This is a genomic window from Providencia sp. UF-183 (genome assembly GCF_058246155.1).
Genome location: NZ_JBSICD010000018.1, coordinates 86,384 through 101,710 on the forward strand (window position 1 = coordinate 86,384; position 15,327 = coordinate 101,710).

12 protein-coding genes are annotated in these 15,327 nt (G+C 44.8%); 9 read left to right on the top strand and 3 right to left on the bottom strand.

From position 1 onward, the window contains the following. Position 1 precedes the first annotated feature (1 nt). The 6 genes from leuB (at position 2) to AC4IFT_RS16350 (ending at position 7,358) form a co-directional block, all read left to right on the top strand. Positions 2 to 1,090 (top strand): 3-isopropylmalate dehydrogenase, encoded by a 1,089-nt coding sequence (gene leuB, locus AC4IFT_RS16325; RefSeq protein WP_490751910.1) that lies wholly within the window; start codon positions 2 to 4, stop codon positions 1,088 to 1,090. 2 nt (positions 1,091 to 1,092) lie between these two features. Further along, positions 1,093 to 2,496: a 3-isopropylmalate dehydratase large subunit gene (gene leuC / locus AC4IFT_RS16330; protein ID WP_490733646.1), complete on the top strand. Its 1,404-nt coding sequence runs from the start codon at positions 1,093 to 1,095 to the stop codon at positions 2,494 to 2,496. A gap of 11 nt (positions 2,497 to 2,507) precedes the next feature. Continuing rightward, positions 2,508 to 3,110 carry a 3-isopropylmalate dehydratase small subunit gene (leuD, locus tag AC4IFT_RS16335; RefSeq protein ID WP_490733648.1) on the top strand — a complete coding sequence of 201 codons (603 nt, stop codon included), beginning with the start codon at positions 2,508 to 2,510 and terminating at the stop codon, positions 3,108 to 3,110. Positions 3,111 to 3,628: 518 nt separating this feature from the next. Further along, complete coding sequence (gene sgrR / locus AC4IFT_RS16340) at positions 3,629 to 5,308, top strand: HTH-type transcriptional regulator SgrR (protein ID WP_490751912.1); 1,680 nt, start codon at positions 3,629 to 3,631, stop codon at positions 5,306 to 5,308. Between the two features lie 564 nt (positions 5,309 to 5,872). Continuing rightward, positions 5,873 to 6,556: a DNA mismatch repair endonuclease MutH gene (gene mutH, locus AC4IFT_RS16345; RefSeq protein WP_490733652.1), complete on the top strand. Its 684-nt coding sequence runs from the start codon at positions 5,873 to 5,875 to the stop codon at positions 6,554 to 6,556. A gap of 70 nt (positions 6,557 to 6,626) precedes the next feature. Further along, positions 6,627 to 7,358: a TerC family protein gene (locus tag AC4IFT_RS16350; protein WP_273804554.1), complete on the top strand. Its 732-nt coding sequence runs from the start codon at positions 6,627 to 6,629 to the stop codon at positions 7,356 to 7,358. Here the strand turns inward: AC4IFT_RS16350 and AC4IFT_RS16355 are convergent. Beyond that, the gene (locus AC4IFT_RS16355; protein WP_273804555.1) at positions 7,355 to 7,603 is read right to left on the bottom strand and encodes a helix-hairpin-helix domain-containing protein; all 249 of its coding nucleotides are present in this window, start codon (positions 7,601 to 7,603) and stop codon (positions 7,355 to 7,357) included. The two genes, AC4IFT_RS16350 and AC4IFT_RS16355, sit on opposite strands and share 4 nt — an antisense overlap. A gap of 147 nt (positions 7,604 to 7,750) precedes the next feature. Here AC4IFT_RS16355 and AC4IFT_RS16360 point away from each other — a divergent pair, with 147 nt between their 5' ends. Continuing rightward, a complete protein-coding gene (locus AC4IFT_RS16360; RefSeq protein WP_490733657.1) occupies positions 7,751 to 8,626 on the top strand; it encodes an alpha/beta fold hydrolase in 876 nt (291 codons plus the stop codon). Positions 8,627 to 8,691: 65 nt separating this feature from the next. Here the strand turns inward: AC4IFT_RS16360 and AC4IFT_RS16365 are convergent, their stop codons facing one another. Next, on the bottom strand, positions 8,692 to 9,471 hold the full coding sequence (locus AC4IFT_RS16365; protein ID WP_219246482.1) for an acetoin reductase: 780 nt from the start codon (positions 9,469 to 9,471) through the stop codon (positions 8,692 to 8,694). 699 nt (positions 9,472 to 10,170) lie between these two features. Further along, the gene (locus tag AC4IFT_RS16370; RefSeq protein ID WP_490751914.1) at positions 10,171 to 10,380 is read right to left on the bottom strand and encodes a hypothetical protein; all 210 of its coding nucleotides are present in this window, start codon (positions 10,378 to 10,380) and stop codon (positions 10,171 to 10,173) included. Between the two features lie 3 nt (positions 10,381 to 10,383). Here AC4IFT_RS16370 and AC4IFT_RS16375 point away from each other — a divergent pair, with 3 nt between their 5' ends. Both AC4IFT_RS16375 and AC4IFT_RS16380 read left to right on the top strand, forming a co-directional pair. Then, on the top strand, positions 10,384 to 12,897 hold the full coding sequence (locus AC4IFT_RS16375; RefSeq protein ID WP_490751916.1) for a type VI secretion system Vgr family protein: 2,514 nt from the start codon (positions 10,384 to 10,386) through the stop codon (positions 12,895 to 12,897). A 13-nt stretch (positions 12,898 to 12,910) separates the two neighbouring features. Continuing rightward, a complete protein-coding gene (locus AC4IFT_RS16380; RefSeq protein ID WP_490751918.1) occupies positions 12,911 to 15,169 on the top strand; it encodes a hypothetical protein in 2,259 nt (752 codons plus the stop codon). The last annotated feature ends 158 nt before the right edge of the window (positions 15,170 to 15,327 follow it).

The following is a 15,327-nucleotide window of genomic DNA, read 5'->3' on the forward strand; positions in this document are numbered from 1 at the left end:
CATGTCTAGTTATCAAATTGCCGTATTACCGGGAGATGGCATCGGTCCAGAAGTAATGGCACAAACACATAAAGTGTTGGATGCAATAAGCAAACGCTTTGCCATTACGATTAATACTAAAGAATACGATGTTGGCGGTGCGGCCATCGATAATCACGGCGAGCCACTGCCGCAAGCGACAATAAAAGGTTGTGAAGAAGCCGACGCGGTATTGTTCGGTTCAGTTGGCGGTCCAAAATGGGAACATTTGCCACCAGACAGCCAACCTGAGCGTGGTGCCTTATTACCATTACGTAAGCATTTTAAATTATTCAGTAATTTACGGCCTGCACGTTTATACCAAGCCTTAGAGGCATTTTGCCCATTACGTGCAGACATTGCTGCGCAAGGCTTTGATATTCTGTGTGTTCGTGAGTTAACTGGCGGTATTTATTTCGGCCAACCGAAAGGACGCAAAGGCGAAGGCAGTGAAGAATACGCCTTTGATACGGAAGTGTATCACCGTTACGAAATCGAGCGCATTGCACGCATCGCGTTTGAATCTGCCCGTAAACGTACCCATAAAGTGACGTCAATCGATAAAGCGAACGTCTTACAAAGCTCTGTATTATGGCGCGAAGTTGTGAATCAAATCGCTAAAGAATATCCCGATGTTGAAGTTAATCATATGTATATCGATAACGCCGCGATGCAAATGATCAAAGCGCCTTCTCAGTTTGATGTGGTTTTATGCTCTAACTTATTCGGTGACATTATTTCCGATGAGTGCGCGATGATCACCGGTTCAATGGGCATGTTGCCTTCGGCGAGCTTAAATGCAGATGGTTTTGGCTTATATGAACCTGCGGGCGGCTCTGCACCGGATATCGCGGGTAAAAATATTGCGAACCCAATCGCACAAATTTTATCGGCATCAATGTTATTACGCTTTAGCTTGGACCAAACTGATGCCGCAGATGCGATTGAACGCGCGGTAAATAAAGCGTTAGAAGATGGTCACAGAACATCCGATTTAGCGGGTGCAGGCAAATCAATCAGTACCAGTGAAATGGGCGATATTATTGCTCGTTATATTGCACAAGGGGTTTAATCATGGCCAAGACTTTATATCAAAAATTATATGATGCTCACGTCGTGCGTGAAGTCGAAAATGAAATCCCTTTGATTTATATCGACCGCCATTTGGTGCACGAAGTGACTTCACCACAAGCGTTTGATGGATTAAGAACTAAAAACCGCCCATTGCACCAACCCAGCAAAACCTTTGCAACGATGGACCACAACGTATCCACGCAAACCAAAGATATCAATGCTTGCGGTGATATGGCACGTATTCAAATGCAAGAGTTGATGAAAAACTGCGAAGAGTTTGGCGTCACTCTGTATGACTTGAACCACCCATACCAAGGGATTGTTCACGTCATGGGCCCAGAGCAAGGGATCACTTTACCGGGCATGACAATTGTGTGTGGGGACTCACATACCGCGACCCACGGTGCTTTCGGTGCGTTAGCGTTTGGTATCGGGACATCCGAAGTTGAGCATGTCATGGCGACGCAAACGCTGAAACAAGCGCGTGCAAAAACCATGAAAATTGAAGTGGTTGGTAAGGCACCTGCGGGCATTACGGCAAAAGATATTGTTTTGGCTATCATTGGTACCACTGGCAGTGCAGGCGGTACGGGCTATATCGTCGAATTCTGCGGTGAAGCCATTGAAAACCTGAGCATGGAAGGCCGTATGACCGTGTGTAACATGGCCATCGAGTTGGGCGCAAAAGCGGGTATTATCGCCCCAGATGAGACCACCTTTAATTACATGAAAGGCCGCCAATTTGCACCAAAAGGCCAACAATGGGATGACGCCGTTACTTATTGGAAAACGTTGAAAACGGATGACGATGCCAAATTCGATAAAATCATCACCATTCAAGCAAGCAGTATTGCGCCACAAGTGACTTGGGGAACTAACCCGGGGCAAGTGATTGCAATCAACCAACCGATCCCTGCACCAGAATCTTTTGCGGATCCCGTTGAGCGCGCTTCTGCTGAAAAAGCGTTAGCTTATATGGGATTAGAGTCAGGCATTAAGTTATCTGATGTTAAAATCGACAAAGTGTTTATCGGCTCATGCACGAACTCACGTATTGAAGATTTACGTGCCGCCGCGGCGATTGCCAAAGGTAAAAAAGTGGCAAATGGCGTACAAGCTATCGTGGTTCCGGGTTCAGGCCCTGTCAAAGCCCAAGCAGAGCAAGAAGGTTTGGATAAAATCTTTATTGATGCTGGCTTTGAATGGCGTTTACCGGGTTGTTCGATGTGTTTAGCGATGAACAATGACCGTTTAAACCCGGGCGAGCGCTGCGCATCTACCAGTAACCGTAACTTTGAAGGCCGCCAAGGCCGCGCAGGTCGCACCCACTTAGTCAGCCCAGCCATGGCAGCCGCAGCGGCGATTAATGGCCATTTTGCTGACGTTCGCGATATTCAGATTTAAAGGAGAGAAAAATGGAAAAGTTAATCACCCATGTGGGCATTGTTGCTCCTTTAGACGCCGCGAATGTGGACACTGACGCCATTATTCCAAAGCAATTTTTGCAGAAAGTGACTCGCACAGGCTTTGGTCAGCATTTATTCAATGACTGGCGTTTTTTAGATGAACATGGCCAGCAACCTAACCCTGACTTCGTGCTGAACAAGCCGGCTTTCAAAGGGGCAAGTATCTTATTAGCTCGTGAAAACTTTGGCTGCGGCTCATCCCGTGAGCATGCGCCATGGGCATTGACGGATTTTGGCATTCAAGTGGTTATCGCCCCAAGTTTCGCTGATATTTTTTACGGTAACTCATTCAATAACCAGCTGTTACCTATCAAATTAAGCGAGCAAGAAGTGGATGAGATGTTTAACTACGTTAACAGCCACGAAGGTTGCCAATTCACTGTTGATTTAGAAGCTCAAACGGTCACCGCTGGCGATAAAACCTATCATTTTGAGATTGATAGCTTCCGCCGCCATTGCATGATGAATGGGTTAGATAGCATTGGCTTGACGTTGCAACACGTCGACCAAATTAAGGGTTATGAGCAACAAATCCCGACCTTTATGAACTAAGATACTCGTCATATTTCACATGGCGTGGGTGTTAGCACCGCTCCACTACACGCTGTGTGAACTCTTTAGACTATCCCCATTTTCAAATTTTCACGCTCTCAAATGCGGAACTCTTCCTTCTTTACACTTTTCCCCCTCAAAGATCACTTCCCCATTAGTTTCTTCCTGTATAATTATTTAAACGAAATGCCACAATTAACGATTAACCATTAACGATTAACGATTAACGATTTTTTCTAAATAGTTCGCGTTATGGCAAGGCGGCAAGAGAAGATATCCCTAGGAGCATACATCAGTATGTGACTAGGGTATTCGAGCGAAGCCAACACAGCCATAACGTGAAATATGACGAAAAAATAAAAAAAAGCCGGTAAAAACCGGCTTGGTGACAGACACCACTACTCTAAATGGGGGAGTCGGCCTGCAATTGCACGCCAAACGAGCTACTTACTGCCACCTATTATCCGCGGATATTAGGAAATTAAAATTGATGCAATTTTTGCCGGAGTTCCTCTTTTATGTCCAATACACGCTTACAAACACAATTCGTTCGCCTCTGGCAGCATTTCCAAGGGCAAAACAGTGAAACTACTTTGCAGGATATTGCCGACACCTTATTTTGCTCTCGTCGCCATGTACGAACATTATTAAATAATATGCAGAGCCATGGTTGGCTCAGTTGGCAAGCCGAAGCGGGTCGTGGCAAGCGCTCTACTCTTATTTTCCACGTGAATGGTTTAGAACTTCAACAAGCCCAAGCTGAGCAATTACTCAAAGAAGAGAGCATCGAAAAACTTGTCGCGTTGGTGGGTGACAAAGAAACCATTCGGCAAATGGTGCTTTCTGAACTAGAACGCAGTTACCGGCAAGGGAAAAACCTATTACGCATCATTTATTACCGTGATTTCCCCAATTTATTGCCCGGTGCGCCCATGCGCCGCTCTGAAATTCATTTGATGAGCCAAATTTTTAATGGCTTAACCCATATAAATGAGGAAAAAGGGGAAGTCGAAGATGGGCTGGCTCACCACTGGCAAGCTATCAGTGACACACATTGGCGCTTTTATTTGCGCCCTGCTATTTATTTCCACCACGGGCGGGAAATGCTTGCAGAAGATATTATTCACTCTTTACTGCGTTTAAAACAGTGTTGGCCGTTATTTTCCCATATTCAGTCCGTCAGCACACCACAGCCTTATGTCATTGATATTCAATTAAATCAGCCTGATAAACAGCTACCTTGGTTGTTAGGCAGCCACCATGCGGCTATTTTGCCTAAAGAGTGGAAAAGCCTAGACAACTTTAGCCGTTGCCCTATTGGTACAGGCCCTTATCAAGTTGACAAAAATTTGCCACAAAAGCTCACCATTACAGCCTTTGACCGCTACTTTGGTTATCGCGCTCTGTTGGATGAAGTGACGATTTGGGTGGTGCCAGAGCTTTCAGAACAAATGGTGTGCACCACGTTAAAAATGGATGGCGACAAGCACCATAATGATTCGTTAGAAAGCCGCATGGAGGAAGGTTGCTATTTTTTACTAATGGATCAACGTTCTGAGCTATCCCAGCGGGAAGATGTGCGTAAATGGTTATGCAGCTTTCTCACACCCGTGAATTTACTTGCCCATTGTGAGCCATTCTATCAACGCCACTGGGCCCCAGCTTATGGCCTATTGCTGCACTGGCACCACAGTAAAATGCTCACGCTATTTCCTAAACCAGAAGACCTCACCGAACTCACCGTGACGTTTTACCATAATCATCATGAATTCTACGCAATCAGCCAAATTATGAAGCGCGTTTTGCATCAGCAAGGGGTTGAGTTGAGGATTAATATCATTGGTTATGATGATTGGTTTAACGGTAATTCTCAAAGTGATATTTGGTTAGCAACGGCCAACTTCTTTAAGCCCCTTGAGTTTTCCATTTTCGCCACGTTGTACGAAATGCCCCTCTTACGCCAATGTCTTGGTGATAACCTTGATACTCAATTAAGCCAATGGCGAAATAACGCTTTCGACGTTGAAGCGTGGTGTGAAAGCTTAATTGACTCGCAAATTTTCCATCCGATATTTCATCATTGGTTAGAGTTACAAGGCCAGCGCACCATGCGCGGCGTCCGCATGAATACCTTTGGTTGGTTTGATTTTAAATCCGCATGGTTTAAGCCATCTGAGGATAACCCATCTAATTTGTGACAGTTATAAACAGCCAAAGTGAATAATAAGGATGTTATTCACTTTTTCTGTGGATATCTATGTGAACAACCCTATAGCAATCAGGGTATATCCCCAGAACAGGTTTTTATCAAAAATAATTAGAATCTAATAAACTTTGATAAATCAAAGAAATAAAGCCAAAAAAAACACGTTATCCACTGGTCAATTTTTTCGCTAAAAAGCTTAGGACTTCAACTGAACAAATATCAAACAACGTTGTATTTATCCACAACTAATGTGTTTAACTTACTCACTTTTTGTGATGAGCGTCATAAAACCTCATTAGTCAAGGCTGTAAATACACACAGTAATCACTGTTTTACACAGTTATCCAGAAAACCTGTGGATAACCTAGTGCATGATCCTGTGATTATCTTGGGATGAACGTGAATAACCCTAAAACCAACATTGAAGAACAGGGAATAAAAAATATTAAACAGTTAAATATCATGCAGTTAAAAATCAACATGAAAAAGTGTTATACTCTCTTCGTTATGTGAATTATTTTTGATTGTTTTTTATACACTTAATTTTCAGAGCATTATGTCATTTACACCACCACGACCACCGGATAACGAAGCTACCTTAATGAGTCGGGCTCAAGCGCTTGCCGGCTATACTTTGGGTGATCTCGCCCAAATTGCAGGCATCCCTATCCCCCCTGATCTAAAGCGTGATAAAGGCTGGGTGGGCATGTTACTCGAGTATTATTTAGGAGCGAGCGCAGGCAGTAAGGCGGAGCAAGATTTTGCCCACATTGGTATTGAGCTAAAAACGATCCCCATCGACCGCCATGGTGTGCCACTGGAAACCACCTTTGTCTCCGTCGCGCCCCTCACGGGAAATAGCGGTTTAACGTGGGAAAATAGCCATGTGCGCCGTAAGCTATCGCGAATATTGTGGTTTCCAATTGAAGGTGAACGCCAAATTCCCTTAGCGGAACGTCGGGTCGCTAACCCATTAATTTGGAGCCCGTCCCCCCTTGAGGAACAATTACTGCGGCAAGATTGGGAAGAGTTAATGGATTTGATTGTGCTCGGCAAAGTGGAAACCATTACAGCGCGCCACGGGCAAGTTTTGCAAATTCGCCCTAAAGCGGCAAACAATAAAGCCCTAACAGAAGCCATTGGTGAGTTCGGCCAACCGATTATGACGCTGCCCCGCGGCTTTTACCTTAAAAAAGACTTTACCGCCCCTTTGCTAGCGCGGCATTTTAATCTCGCTTAATCAACAAGGTGTCGCCTGTACCAAGCAGACGATAAACATTTATCACTGTTTTATTGTAGAAGGTACACAGATGTTTGAGTGGATACTCGACCCCAATGCTTGGATGGCTCTTGCCACCCTAACTATTTTAGAAATCGTTTTAGGCATCGATAACATTATTTTCTTGAGTATCGTGGTGAGCAAACTCCCTGCCCATCAACAAAATAGTGCCAGACGCACAGGGCTCATTGCGGCGATGGTCATGCGCCTTGCCTTATTGGCCTCAATCGCGTGGTTATCGCGCCTGACAACCCCGTTGTTCACCGTTGCAGACCATGTTGTTTCCGCTCGCGATATCATCTTATGTGCAGGCGGAATTTTCTTGATATGGAAAGCCAGCCAAGAGATTTTTGAAACCATTGAAGGGGAAGACGAAAGCAACCTTGCGCAGCGGCAAGTGCATTCGTTTTGGGGTGCCATTGTGCAAATTGCCCTGTTAGATATTATTTTTAGCCTCGATTCCGTCATCACCGCCGTTGGGCTTTCTGACCACCTGTTTATTATGATGGCTGCGGTGATTATTGCAGTGCTTATCATGATGTTAGCCGCAAAAAGTATCGGGGATTTTGTTGAGCGCTATCCCTCCGTCAAAATACTTGCACTCTCTTTCTTAATTTTAGTGGGCTTTACACTGATACTCGAAAGCGTACAAGTCCATGTCGCTAAAGGGTATATCTACTTTGCCATGTTCTTTTCCATGGCCGTTCAAATGCTCAACATTCTGCGCAGCAAAAAATGGAAGATGAAACACAAAGCCGACTAATTACCTGATTCAAGTGCTTGTTTTGCCGCTAAGATAGCCCCTTCGACGGCTTTCTTAGCTTGCGGGCTGTTTTTCCAGCAACTTGAACCTGTAAGTGCGGCGCCTGAAATTAAAATTTCATCATAAGAAGCATCACTTAACTGAGCCAATGACGAGAAACCCATCTGTTCTAAACGGCTGATCACCATCGGCCCTACGCCTTTAACTGCTAATAAAACCTGTTTTTCTGACTCTGAAAATGCCATTTGAGCTCCTTTTCGCTAATTATTAAGCTAATATTTTGCAATTTACCTCTTTAATACTTTAAAATTGCAATTATAACAATGCCAGTTTGAATAATAATTAACTGACCTATCTTATCACCCAGTCTGTGCCTGTTTTAGGAATTTACCATGTACAATGCGCCGTTGATTAACCCTCGCCAACATATCATGACACTACCGGATGGTCGTCAACTTTGCTGGTTTGAATCAGGGCCAAAGACGGGCTTCCCTGTCGTTTTCTGTACTGGTGCAGGCATGAGTGGCAACCTCGGCTTTGGCTTAGATTTGCTGGAAAAATACAATATTCGTTTGATCGTGCCAGAACGTGCGGGTCTCGGCGACTCTACTTTTCACGCCCACAAATCATTAAAAAGCGTTGCATTCGATATTCAAGCGTTACTTGATAACTTAGCGATTAAACAGTTTTCAGTGCTGGGCTTTTCACAAGGCGGTGTGTTCGCGATGGCGGTTGCTCATTATTGCCAGCCTGTTTCTCTGTCTATTGTGTCTGGGCAAGACCAATTCGAACACCCTGCCACGCGCGCCAAATTAACGGCTGACGTGGTGAATATGCAGGAACAAGCTCTGAATACACCAGAAAGCTTATCCGACTGGTTACAGAAAAATGTCACTGGCGAATGGCTATTGGCGTTCATCCTCAATTGCAGTGCCGAAATCGACCAACAGCTCTACAATGAAGAACACTTTTTAGAAGCCTACACCGATTGTATGTGCCGTGCGTTTTCTCAAGGCAATCAAGGTTATGTGCAAGATTTATTGCTTTCCTTGCAAAACTGGGGATTCACCCCTGAAGACATCACCTGCCCAACCGCCTTATGGTATGGCGAGTTAGATATGAGCACCGTGCACTCCCCTGATTTTGGGGATGTTTTGGCAGATCGTTTTTTCAACTGCAACCACCATTTATACACACAAGAAGGCGGTTCTTTGCTTTGGACGCAAGCCGACGCTATTTTAACTGACCTGCATAGCCACGCCGCATAAGATAAAAAGCCGCGGTGAATAATTCACAGCGGCTATTGCTTTCATTCTGGTATCACTACGCTGTATTAACGGTAAACGATCCCGCCATCCGTCAGAATAGATTGACCGGTAATATAGTCAGAGTCATCGCTTGCTAAGAACGCCACTAAACCCGCGACATCATCAGGGGTTTGAGCACGGCCTAATGCAATACCTTCAACGTATTTTTTGTAAGTCTCACCTTTTGGCGCGCCCGTAATTTCAGCAAAGCGCTCATCAATTTCCACCCACATATCTGTCCCAACAATACCTGGGCAATATGAATTGACGGTGATACCTGAGCTTGCATACTCTTTCGCCGCTGCTTGTGTTAAAGCGCGTACCGCAAATTTTGTCGCTGAATACACACCTAACATAGCGAAACCGTCATGGCCTGCAATGGAAGAGGCATTGATAATTTTCCCTTTGTGCTTACGCTCTTGGAATTTCTCACTGGCAGCTTGAATACCCCACATGGTGCCATCCACGTTGATTTTGAAGATTAAATCCATATCTTCTTGGCGAACATCAGCGATTGGCTTAACTTGCGCAATCCCTGCGTTGTTGATCATCACATCAAAACCACCTAGCTCAGCTTCTGCATGAGCAACTGCGGCAAACACTTGGTCACGTTGGCTGATATCCGCAGCAAATGTTGTCACTTTACGGCCTAATGCTTCAATTTCTTTTGCCACATCTTGCAGCTTGTCTTTTTTCAAATCGACCAGTGCAATATCTGCGCCTTCTTTTGCTAAACGCAGTGCAATACCGCGACCAATTCCCTGTGCTGCTCCGGTCACTAAAATAACTTTGTTATTTAAAGCCATACTGTTCTCCTACTTATTTATAGCCAAAATGACTAGTCCACCATAGTCTATAAGTTAACAATAATAACAATAAGTTACAAAGAAATGATTTTAACCTACCATTTGGAACTTATAAAAAACATTTCACTATCGGATAGCGCTATTTATTTTACTCACCAACGAAAAGTACACGAATTCGTAAATTAACAGGTATTTGTTAATAAAAATCATTCTCATATGAGTAAACAAAAAATGCGAAAGTGACACGCTATGAGTAAAAAGCGAGTAAGGAAAAACACTCACCCTCCTTCCATCTAAATTGTGTTTATTTGCCCTCTTAATTAGCTATTCAGCTTACACCCTTAATAAGAGTAAATTTATTTATCAATTACACATTAAACGCATTGAAACTTAATGTTACAAATTAATTGTTTTATTAGAACGCTTTACATAAACCATTAAAATAAAATTACAATACATTGATAATCATCGATTTATTTAAAAAAAGAACAACTCCAATCAAAAATAACTCAAATTTCGGCAAATCAACAATTGATAAGAAAAGTTGATTTAACCTTAAAGTCTCCGTATAAGTAAAAAATTCAATTTAAGCCAAATTATTACGTATTAATTTCTATAGTTGAACAATTAACCATTCAAAATAAACATAAACAGTAAAAGGAGGGACTTTAATGTTAGGCCATTTTCAACCCATTACGTTTAACAGCCAATTGCTACATAAACGCAGGCAAATGCAAGCCACAGAAAGCGCCCTCCATTTGATGGCACACACCAACCCATAATTAATTTTAGGTACCAGCCAATTGGCTGTTTGATGTTTGATAAAGCCCTGAAAACAAATGCTAATGCACCTAAGCGAGTGGTGATGGGCGGTAGCGTACTTAACGACAACTGAATAAATGGAGCCAAAACATGCTAGCCCCCGAAATCGCCGAAGCCCTGTTACCCGGGCAAAACCGCTACCAGCTTGACGTGCAAGGCTACCAAGGCTTGTTGGATGTGGAGCACTTCACCGGGGATGAAGCCGTTAGCGACACCTATCGCTACGAAATCACCTTTACCAGCACCGATAAAGACCTGCAACCCGAGCAACTGTTGCGACGCTATACCACGTTAACCTTTAACGCCCCCGCCACCACCATGCTGGGTGTGGCAACGCGCACCGTCACCAAGCGGGTACACGGCACAGTAACGGATTTCCAGCGCTTATCGGGCTCGGCGGACGAAGCGCGCTACCAACTGGTTATCGAGCCATTTTTTGCCCTGCTGCGCCACCAATTTCGCACCCACCGCTTTTTTATCAACCAATCAATACCCCAAGTGGTAGAGCAAGTCCTGCGTGACCACAACTTTAAAGGCTGGCAGTTTGAATTTACGTTGAAACAAAAATACCCCAAGCGCCTGCAAATCAACCAAATTAACGAAAATGACAAGCAGTTTATTGAGCGTTTGCTTAGCGAGGTGGGGATTTTTTATCACTTTACCCTACAACCCGACACCCAAACCGAGGTGATTAACTTTACCGACAGCCAGCGCGGCTATATTTACGGCAAATCCCTGCCATTAAACAGCCCATCGGGGCTCAGTGATAACCACGCCGACAGTGTTTGGGGCTTAGCATTGCGCCACCAAGTGGTTGAAAACAGTGTTTTTACCAAAGATTACAACCCGCTGATTGCCGATGACCCACTGGTTTCCAGAGTGGTGGATAGAAGCCACGGGGAAAATGAGACGCCGAGATACGGTGACGTCTACCACTACAAAGCGCGCCACCTCACTCGCGGGGACAAATATCAGCCCGAGCCTGAAACCGCGAACTTTTGGGCACACTTAGACCTCGAGCGCTTTCTGGCGTGCCAAACCTTATTGAACGGGAAAACCACCGCCCCCGATGTGGTGCCATTGATGGTGCTGAAAATCACTGATAATTCGCCGATTTCCACCCTGCCGACGGTATTTCAATCCCCCGTGTTATTAACCCGTTTGCACTTTGCTGCCAGCCGCGCCAACGCACTTATCGTGAAATTTGATGCCGTGCCGTACACAGAAGCCATCTGCTGGCGCCCTGAGCTAAAACCCCGCCCAGTGATTTCAGGCACCTTAACCGCCCGTGTCACCAGCCCGATTGAGAGCGACATCTACGCCCGCCAAAACGAAAACGGCCATTATTGGGTTAAGTTTGACGCCGACCGTGACGACAAGCCCGCGGGGTTTGAAAGCATGCCCGTGCGCCTTGCCAAGCCTTACGCGGGCAGAACTTATGGGATGCATTTTCCGTTAATTCAAGGCACCGAGGTGGCGATTGCCTTCCACGAGGGTGACCCCGACAGGCCGTATATCGCCCACGCCCTGCACGATTCCGTCCACCCCGATCACATCACGGAACTCAACCGCACCCGTAATGTGATTCGCACCCCCGCCAATAACAAACTGCGCATGGAAGACCGCCGCGGGGAAGAGCACATTAAAGTCAGTACCGAATACGGCGGTAAAACCCAGCTCAATTTGGGGCATTTGGTGGATAGTGAGGGAAAAAAACGCGGCGATGGCTTTGAGCTGCGCACCGACAGCTGGGGCGCAATTCGCGCGGGTAAAGGGTTGTTTATCTCCACCGATAAGCAAGAGAAAGCCGGCGGCGATGTGCTGGCGATGGAAGAGGCCATTGCCCAACTGGAGCAAGCGCTGGCAATTGCACGAAGTTTGTCGAAGTCCGCCGAAACCAGCGGTGCAGAGGCCAGCGATTTAGCGTCACAAGATAACCTTAAGCAGCAAGTCAAAGGCCTGACTGACCCCGCCATACTGGTTCATGCCCCTGCGGGCATTGGGGTCTTTTCGCCCAAGGCATTACATTTTGGCTCAGGGGAAGAGAGTATTGCGTTAACGGCAAATCAACATATTAACTTAAGCGCTAATCAGCACCTCACCTTCAATGCAAGGCATTCCGCTAACTTATTTGCCCAAGCAAAAGGCATTAATGTGATGGCAAAAAACGGGGATATCAACGTTGAAGCTCAAAACGATGGCATGTCCCTGTTGGCGAAAAAACATATCGCCGTTGAATCGTTAGAAGATGCCATTCATATCAGCGCCAAAAAGGAAATTATCTTAAGTTGTGGCGGAGCCTATATCAAAATTGCCAATGGAAATATCGAAGTCGGCACACCAAATAATGTCATTTTAAAAACCACGAGTGTCCAAAAAATGGGACCGGCTAATTTGCAGCTGCCTTCACAGGTCATTCCAACCGGTTTTCGTGAACAATTTACGCTAAAAGATGAAATCACCCATGAAATCCTTGTCAAGACGCTTTACACCCTGACAACGGAAGATGGTGAAGTTTATGAAGGGAAATCAGATGAACATGGAAAAACGGTGGAAATTTATACGCCAACCCCACAAAAAATCTCGATAAAAATCCACCGTTAAACAAGGCCGAGTTATGTCAAATACCAAAAACCAAACCACATCAAAGACCAATTGCGGAACCGGCAGCACCGATGCCTTTTCAACCTGTGGGCCTGTCTTGTATTACCACCCCAATACCCATGAACTGATTGAAGTGCCCAATGATGAACTCGAAAGGGAAAGCCAATACCTTTGCGACCTCGTCATCAAAAAGCGCGTGCTACAGTTTAAAATTGATGAACTCAATGATAAATATCCCCTTAGGCTGAGGGAAAGAAACCCTCAAAATTATCAGCACGAGCTCTTAGCGCTCTACCAAGACTATGATGTGGCCTCTGAAGAACTGAATACCATCATTAAAGAACTTAATGCAATCCCAGAAGACGCCCAAGGCGAAGAAATTCCAACCACCTCTTTGGATTCAAATTCAACCGGTTTCGACAACAGTATTTTGGAATTAATCCAGTTAAAAAAAGGCGGTGAATTCAAATACAGCTATATTCGCTCAAACAAACTCGGCGAGCGCCATATTGTCCATAAATTAGGCACAGAGGATATTAAAAGCGAAACCAGCACATTGGTTAAAACCGAAACGGTTAAAAACAATGAAACGAATGAAGAAATCACCGTTAAAAAAATTGATACGCAAGAGCTAAAAAAACAACTGTCTGAAATTGCCCCCACGTTAAAATACCAACTCTTTGAAATTAAAAATAAAAATTACAGTATCTTTGAAGATTATAAAGATGATGATAACTGGGTCAGTGGCTTATATCACTGGGCTGAAAACATCAATGAGAGCTTAAATGAAACCCCGCCTTATCGCGGTAAATACGCCTCTTTTGATAAAAACGCCCAATTAATGCGCTTTAGTTTTGGTGGCAGTGGCGACCTCGAATTAACCAAAGGCAATCTTGGGGATGCCTCCAACCCCAAAGCCAGTGCCAAAGTGGCGCTGTATGCTAACTTAGCCTTAGCGGAAGCCCAAACACAAGGGAAAGTGCATTTGCCTTGCCGCCAAGGTATTCAAATTCGCTACCCGAAACGAGGCACTGATGAGCTCGCCCTAATGGGCGCATTACGCTTTGACCTTGTTCTATCCCTTAGCGGCCATATAGGCGCCAGTGTTGGGCTGCAAGGCAGTGCCAATTTTTCACAAAATGGCATTATGGGTATACCGTCAAAGACCGCGGTGGATGAACCCAAAGACCTTAATGAAATCAAAGGGATTGATATCACAAAACAAGCCAATGACCTTGGCGTTGTGGCTCAAGGGGAAGTGTTCGCGGGGATAAAAGTGGGGGCAAAAATGTCTGGCGAACTGCTGTGGCGTAACCCGGAAAAACCCGCCACAGAAAACGACGGTTTTGCCACCTTAGGTGAGCTAAGTGCAGGCATTGAGGGGCTACTCGGCGCGGGGGCATCGGGGACATTGGCCTTTACTTACTTTAATGGCAAAATCCTCGTCACCGTTCAAGGGGGGCTTTGCTGGGGGGCGGGCGCCAAAGGCAGTACCTCTTTTGAAATCAATGCAGATAAAATTATGCAGGATTTTATGCCCTGTTTTGGTTATATGCTAAAAAATATGGATTATCAAAAACTTGTTGCCATGATGGAGCCGGCAGACTTTTATGCCGTTTGCTCGTTACCCTTATTAATTGGTATGGAAATATCAAATATTGCATTAAGGGAGATAAATCAGGTAATGGATAAATTATCTGACTCTTGGAAAAATAAAAATAAACGTGTGGCCTTAATGGAAACCATTATAAAAACCCAAGGTGAGTTTTTAAAATATTGCCCCCCAGAAACCAAAGGTGCAGCCATCGCCTCCTTACTCGAACATAATTTTTGGGATGACTATATGAGCCCTGCCAGCCATGCACAAGCCAGTGGTGAGGCCATGGCGGTGTTTAGCCAACGCAAACGTGCCATATTGCATATACTGCGCTGGGCACAGTCAAGGCGGGATTTTGACAATATTTTGCAACACGCCAGCTTAATTCCCTCCGAAACCAAAGAGAGCATTACTGAAAATAAATTACGCATTGCAACATTTATGAAAATGGGGGAGGAATCAAAGCTTATCCCTAACCATGGGTTAAGTAAAAAAGTTGCCCCGCTGATCCCGACACCAATGATTAACCCCAGCCATTACGCCGATATTTTTAGCAAAATAGAGCAGCGCTTACCCGATGACACATTAGCCCATAGTTATGCCAATGAGCCCTATCAAGAATTTGTTACTGCTGGGATGGTTGAAAGCCAGTCAACAATTTTCTTTACCAAATAACCCACCAATAACCGCGAGGTTTGCATGAATTATAACGCTATCTATCTTTTATTAAGTGCCATTTTACTCACAACAGGCTGTGATCAACAACTCACCGCCGAGCAAGAAAGTCAGAAACAACAACTGGTTAATGATTCGCTAAACAATATGGTGTTTAT

Coding starts and splice junctions, on each gene's coding strand:
- AC4IFT_RS16355 (WP_273804555.1), bottom strand. CDS start 7,603: ATGGCATTTTCAGAGTCAGAAAAACAGGTTTTATTAGCAGTTAAAGGC.
- AC4IFT_RS16360 (WP_490733657.1), top strand. CDS start 7,751: ATGTACAATGCGCCGTTGATTAACCCTCGCCAACATATCATGACACTA.
- sgrR (WP_490751912.1), top strand. CDS start 3,629: ATGTCCAATACACGCTTACAAACACAATTCGTTCGCCTCTGGCAGCAT.
- AC4IFT_RS16375 (WP_490751916.1), top strand. CDS start 10,384: ATGCTAGCCCCCGAAATCGCCGAAGCCCTGTTACCCGGGCAAAACCGC.
- AC4IFT_RS16365 (WP_219246482.1), bottom strand. CDS start 9,471: ATGGCTTTAAATAACAAAGTTATTTTAGTGACCGGAGCAGCACAGGGA.
- mutH (WP_490733652.1), top strand. CDS start 5,873: ATGTCATTTACACCACCACGACCACCGGATAACGAAGCTACCTTAATG.
- leuC (WP_490733646.1), top strand. CDS start 1,093: ATGGCCAAGACTTTATATCAAAAATTATATGATGCTCACGTCGTGCGT.
- AC4IFT_RS16350 (WP_273804554.1), top strand. CDS start 6,627: ATGTTTGAGTGGATACTCGACCCCAATGCTTGGATGGCTCTTGCCACC.
- AC4IFT_RS16380 (WP_490751918.1), top strand. CDS start 12,911: ATGTCAAATACCAAAAACCAAACCACATCAAAGACCAATTGCGGAACC.
- leuB (WP_490751910.1), top strand. CDS start 2: ATGTCTAGTTATCAAATTGCCGTATTACCGGGAGATGGCATCGGTCCA.
- leuD (WP_490733648.1), top strand. CDS start 2,508: ATGGAAAAGTTAATCACCCATGTGGGCATTGTTGCTCCTTTAGACGCC.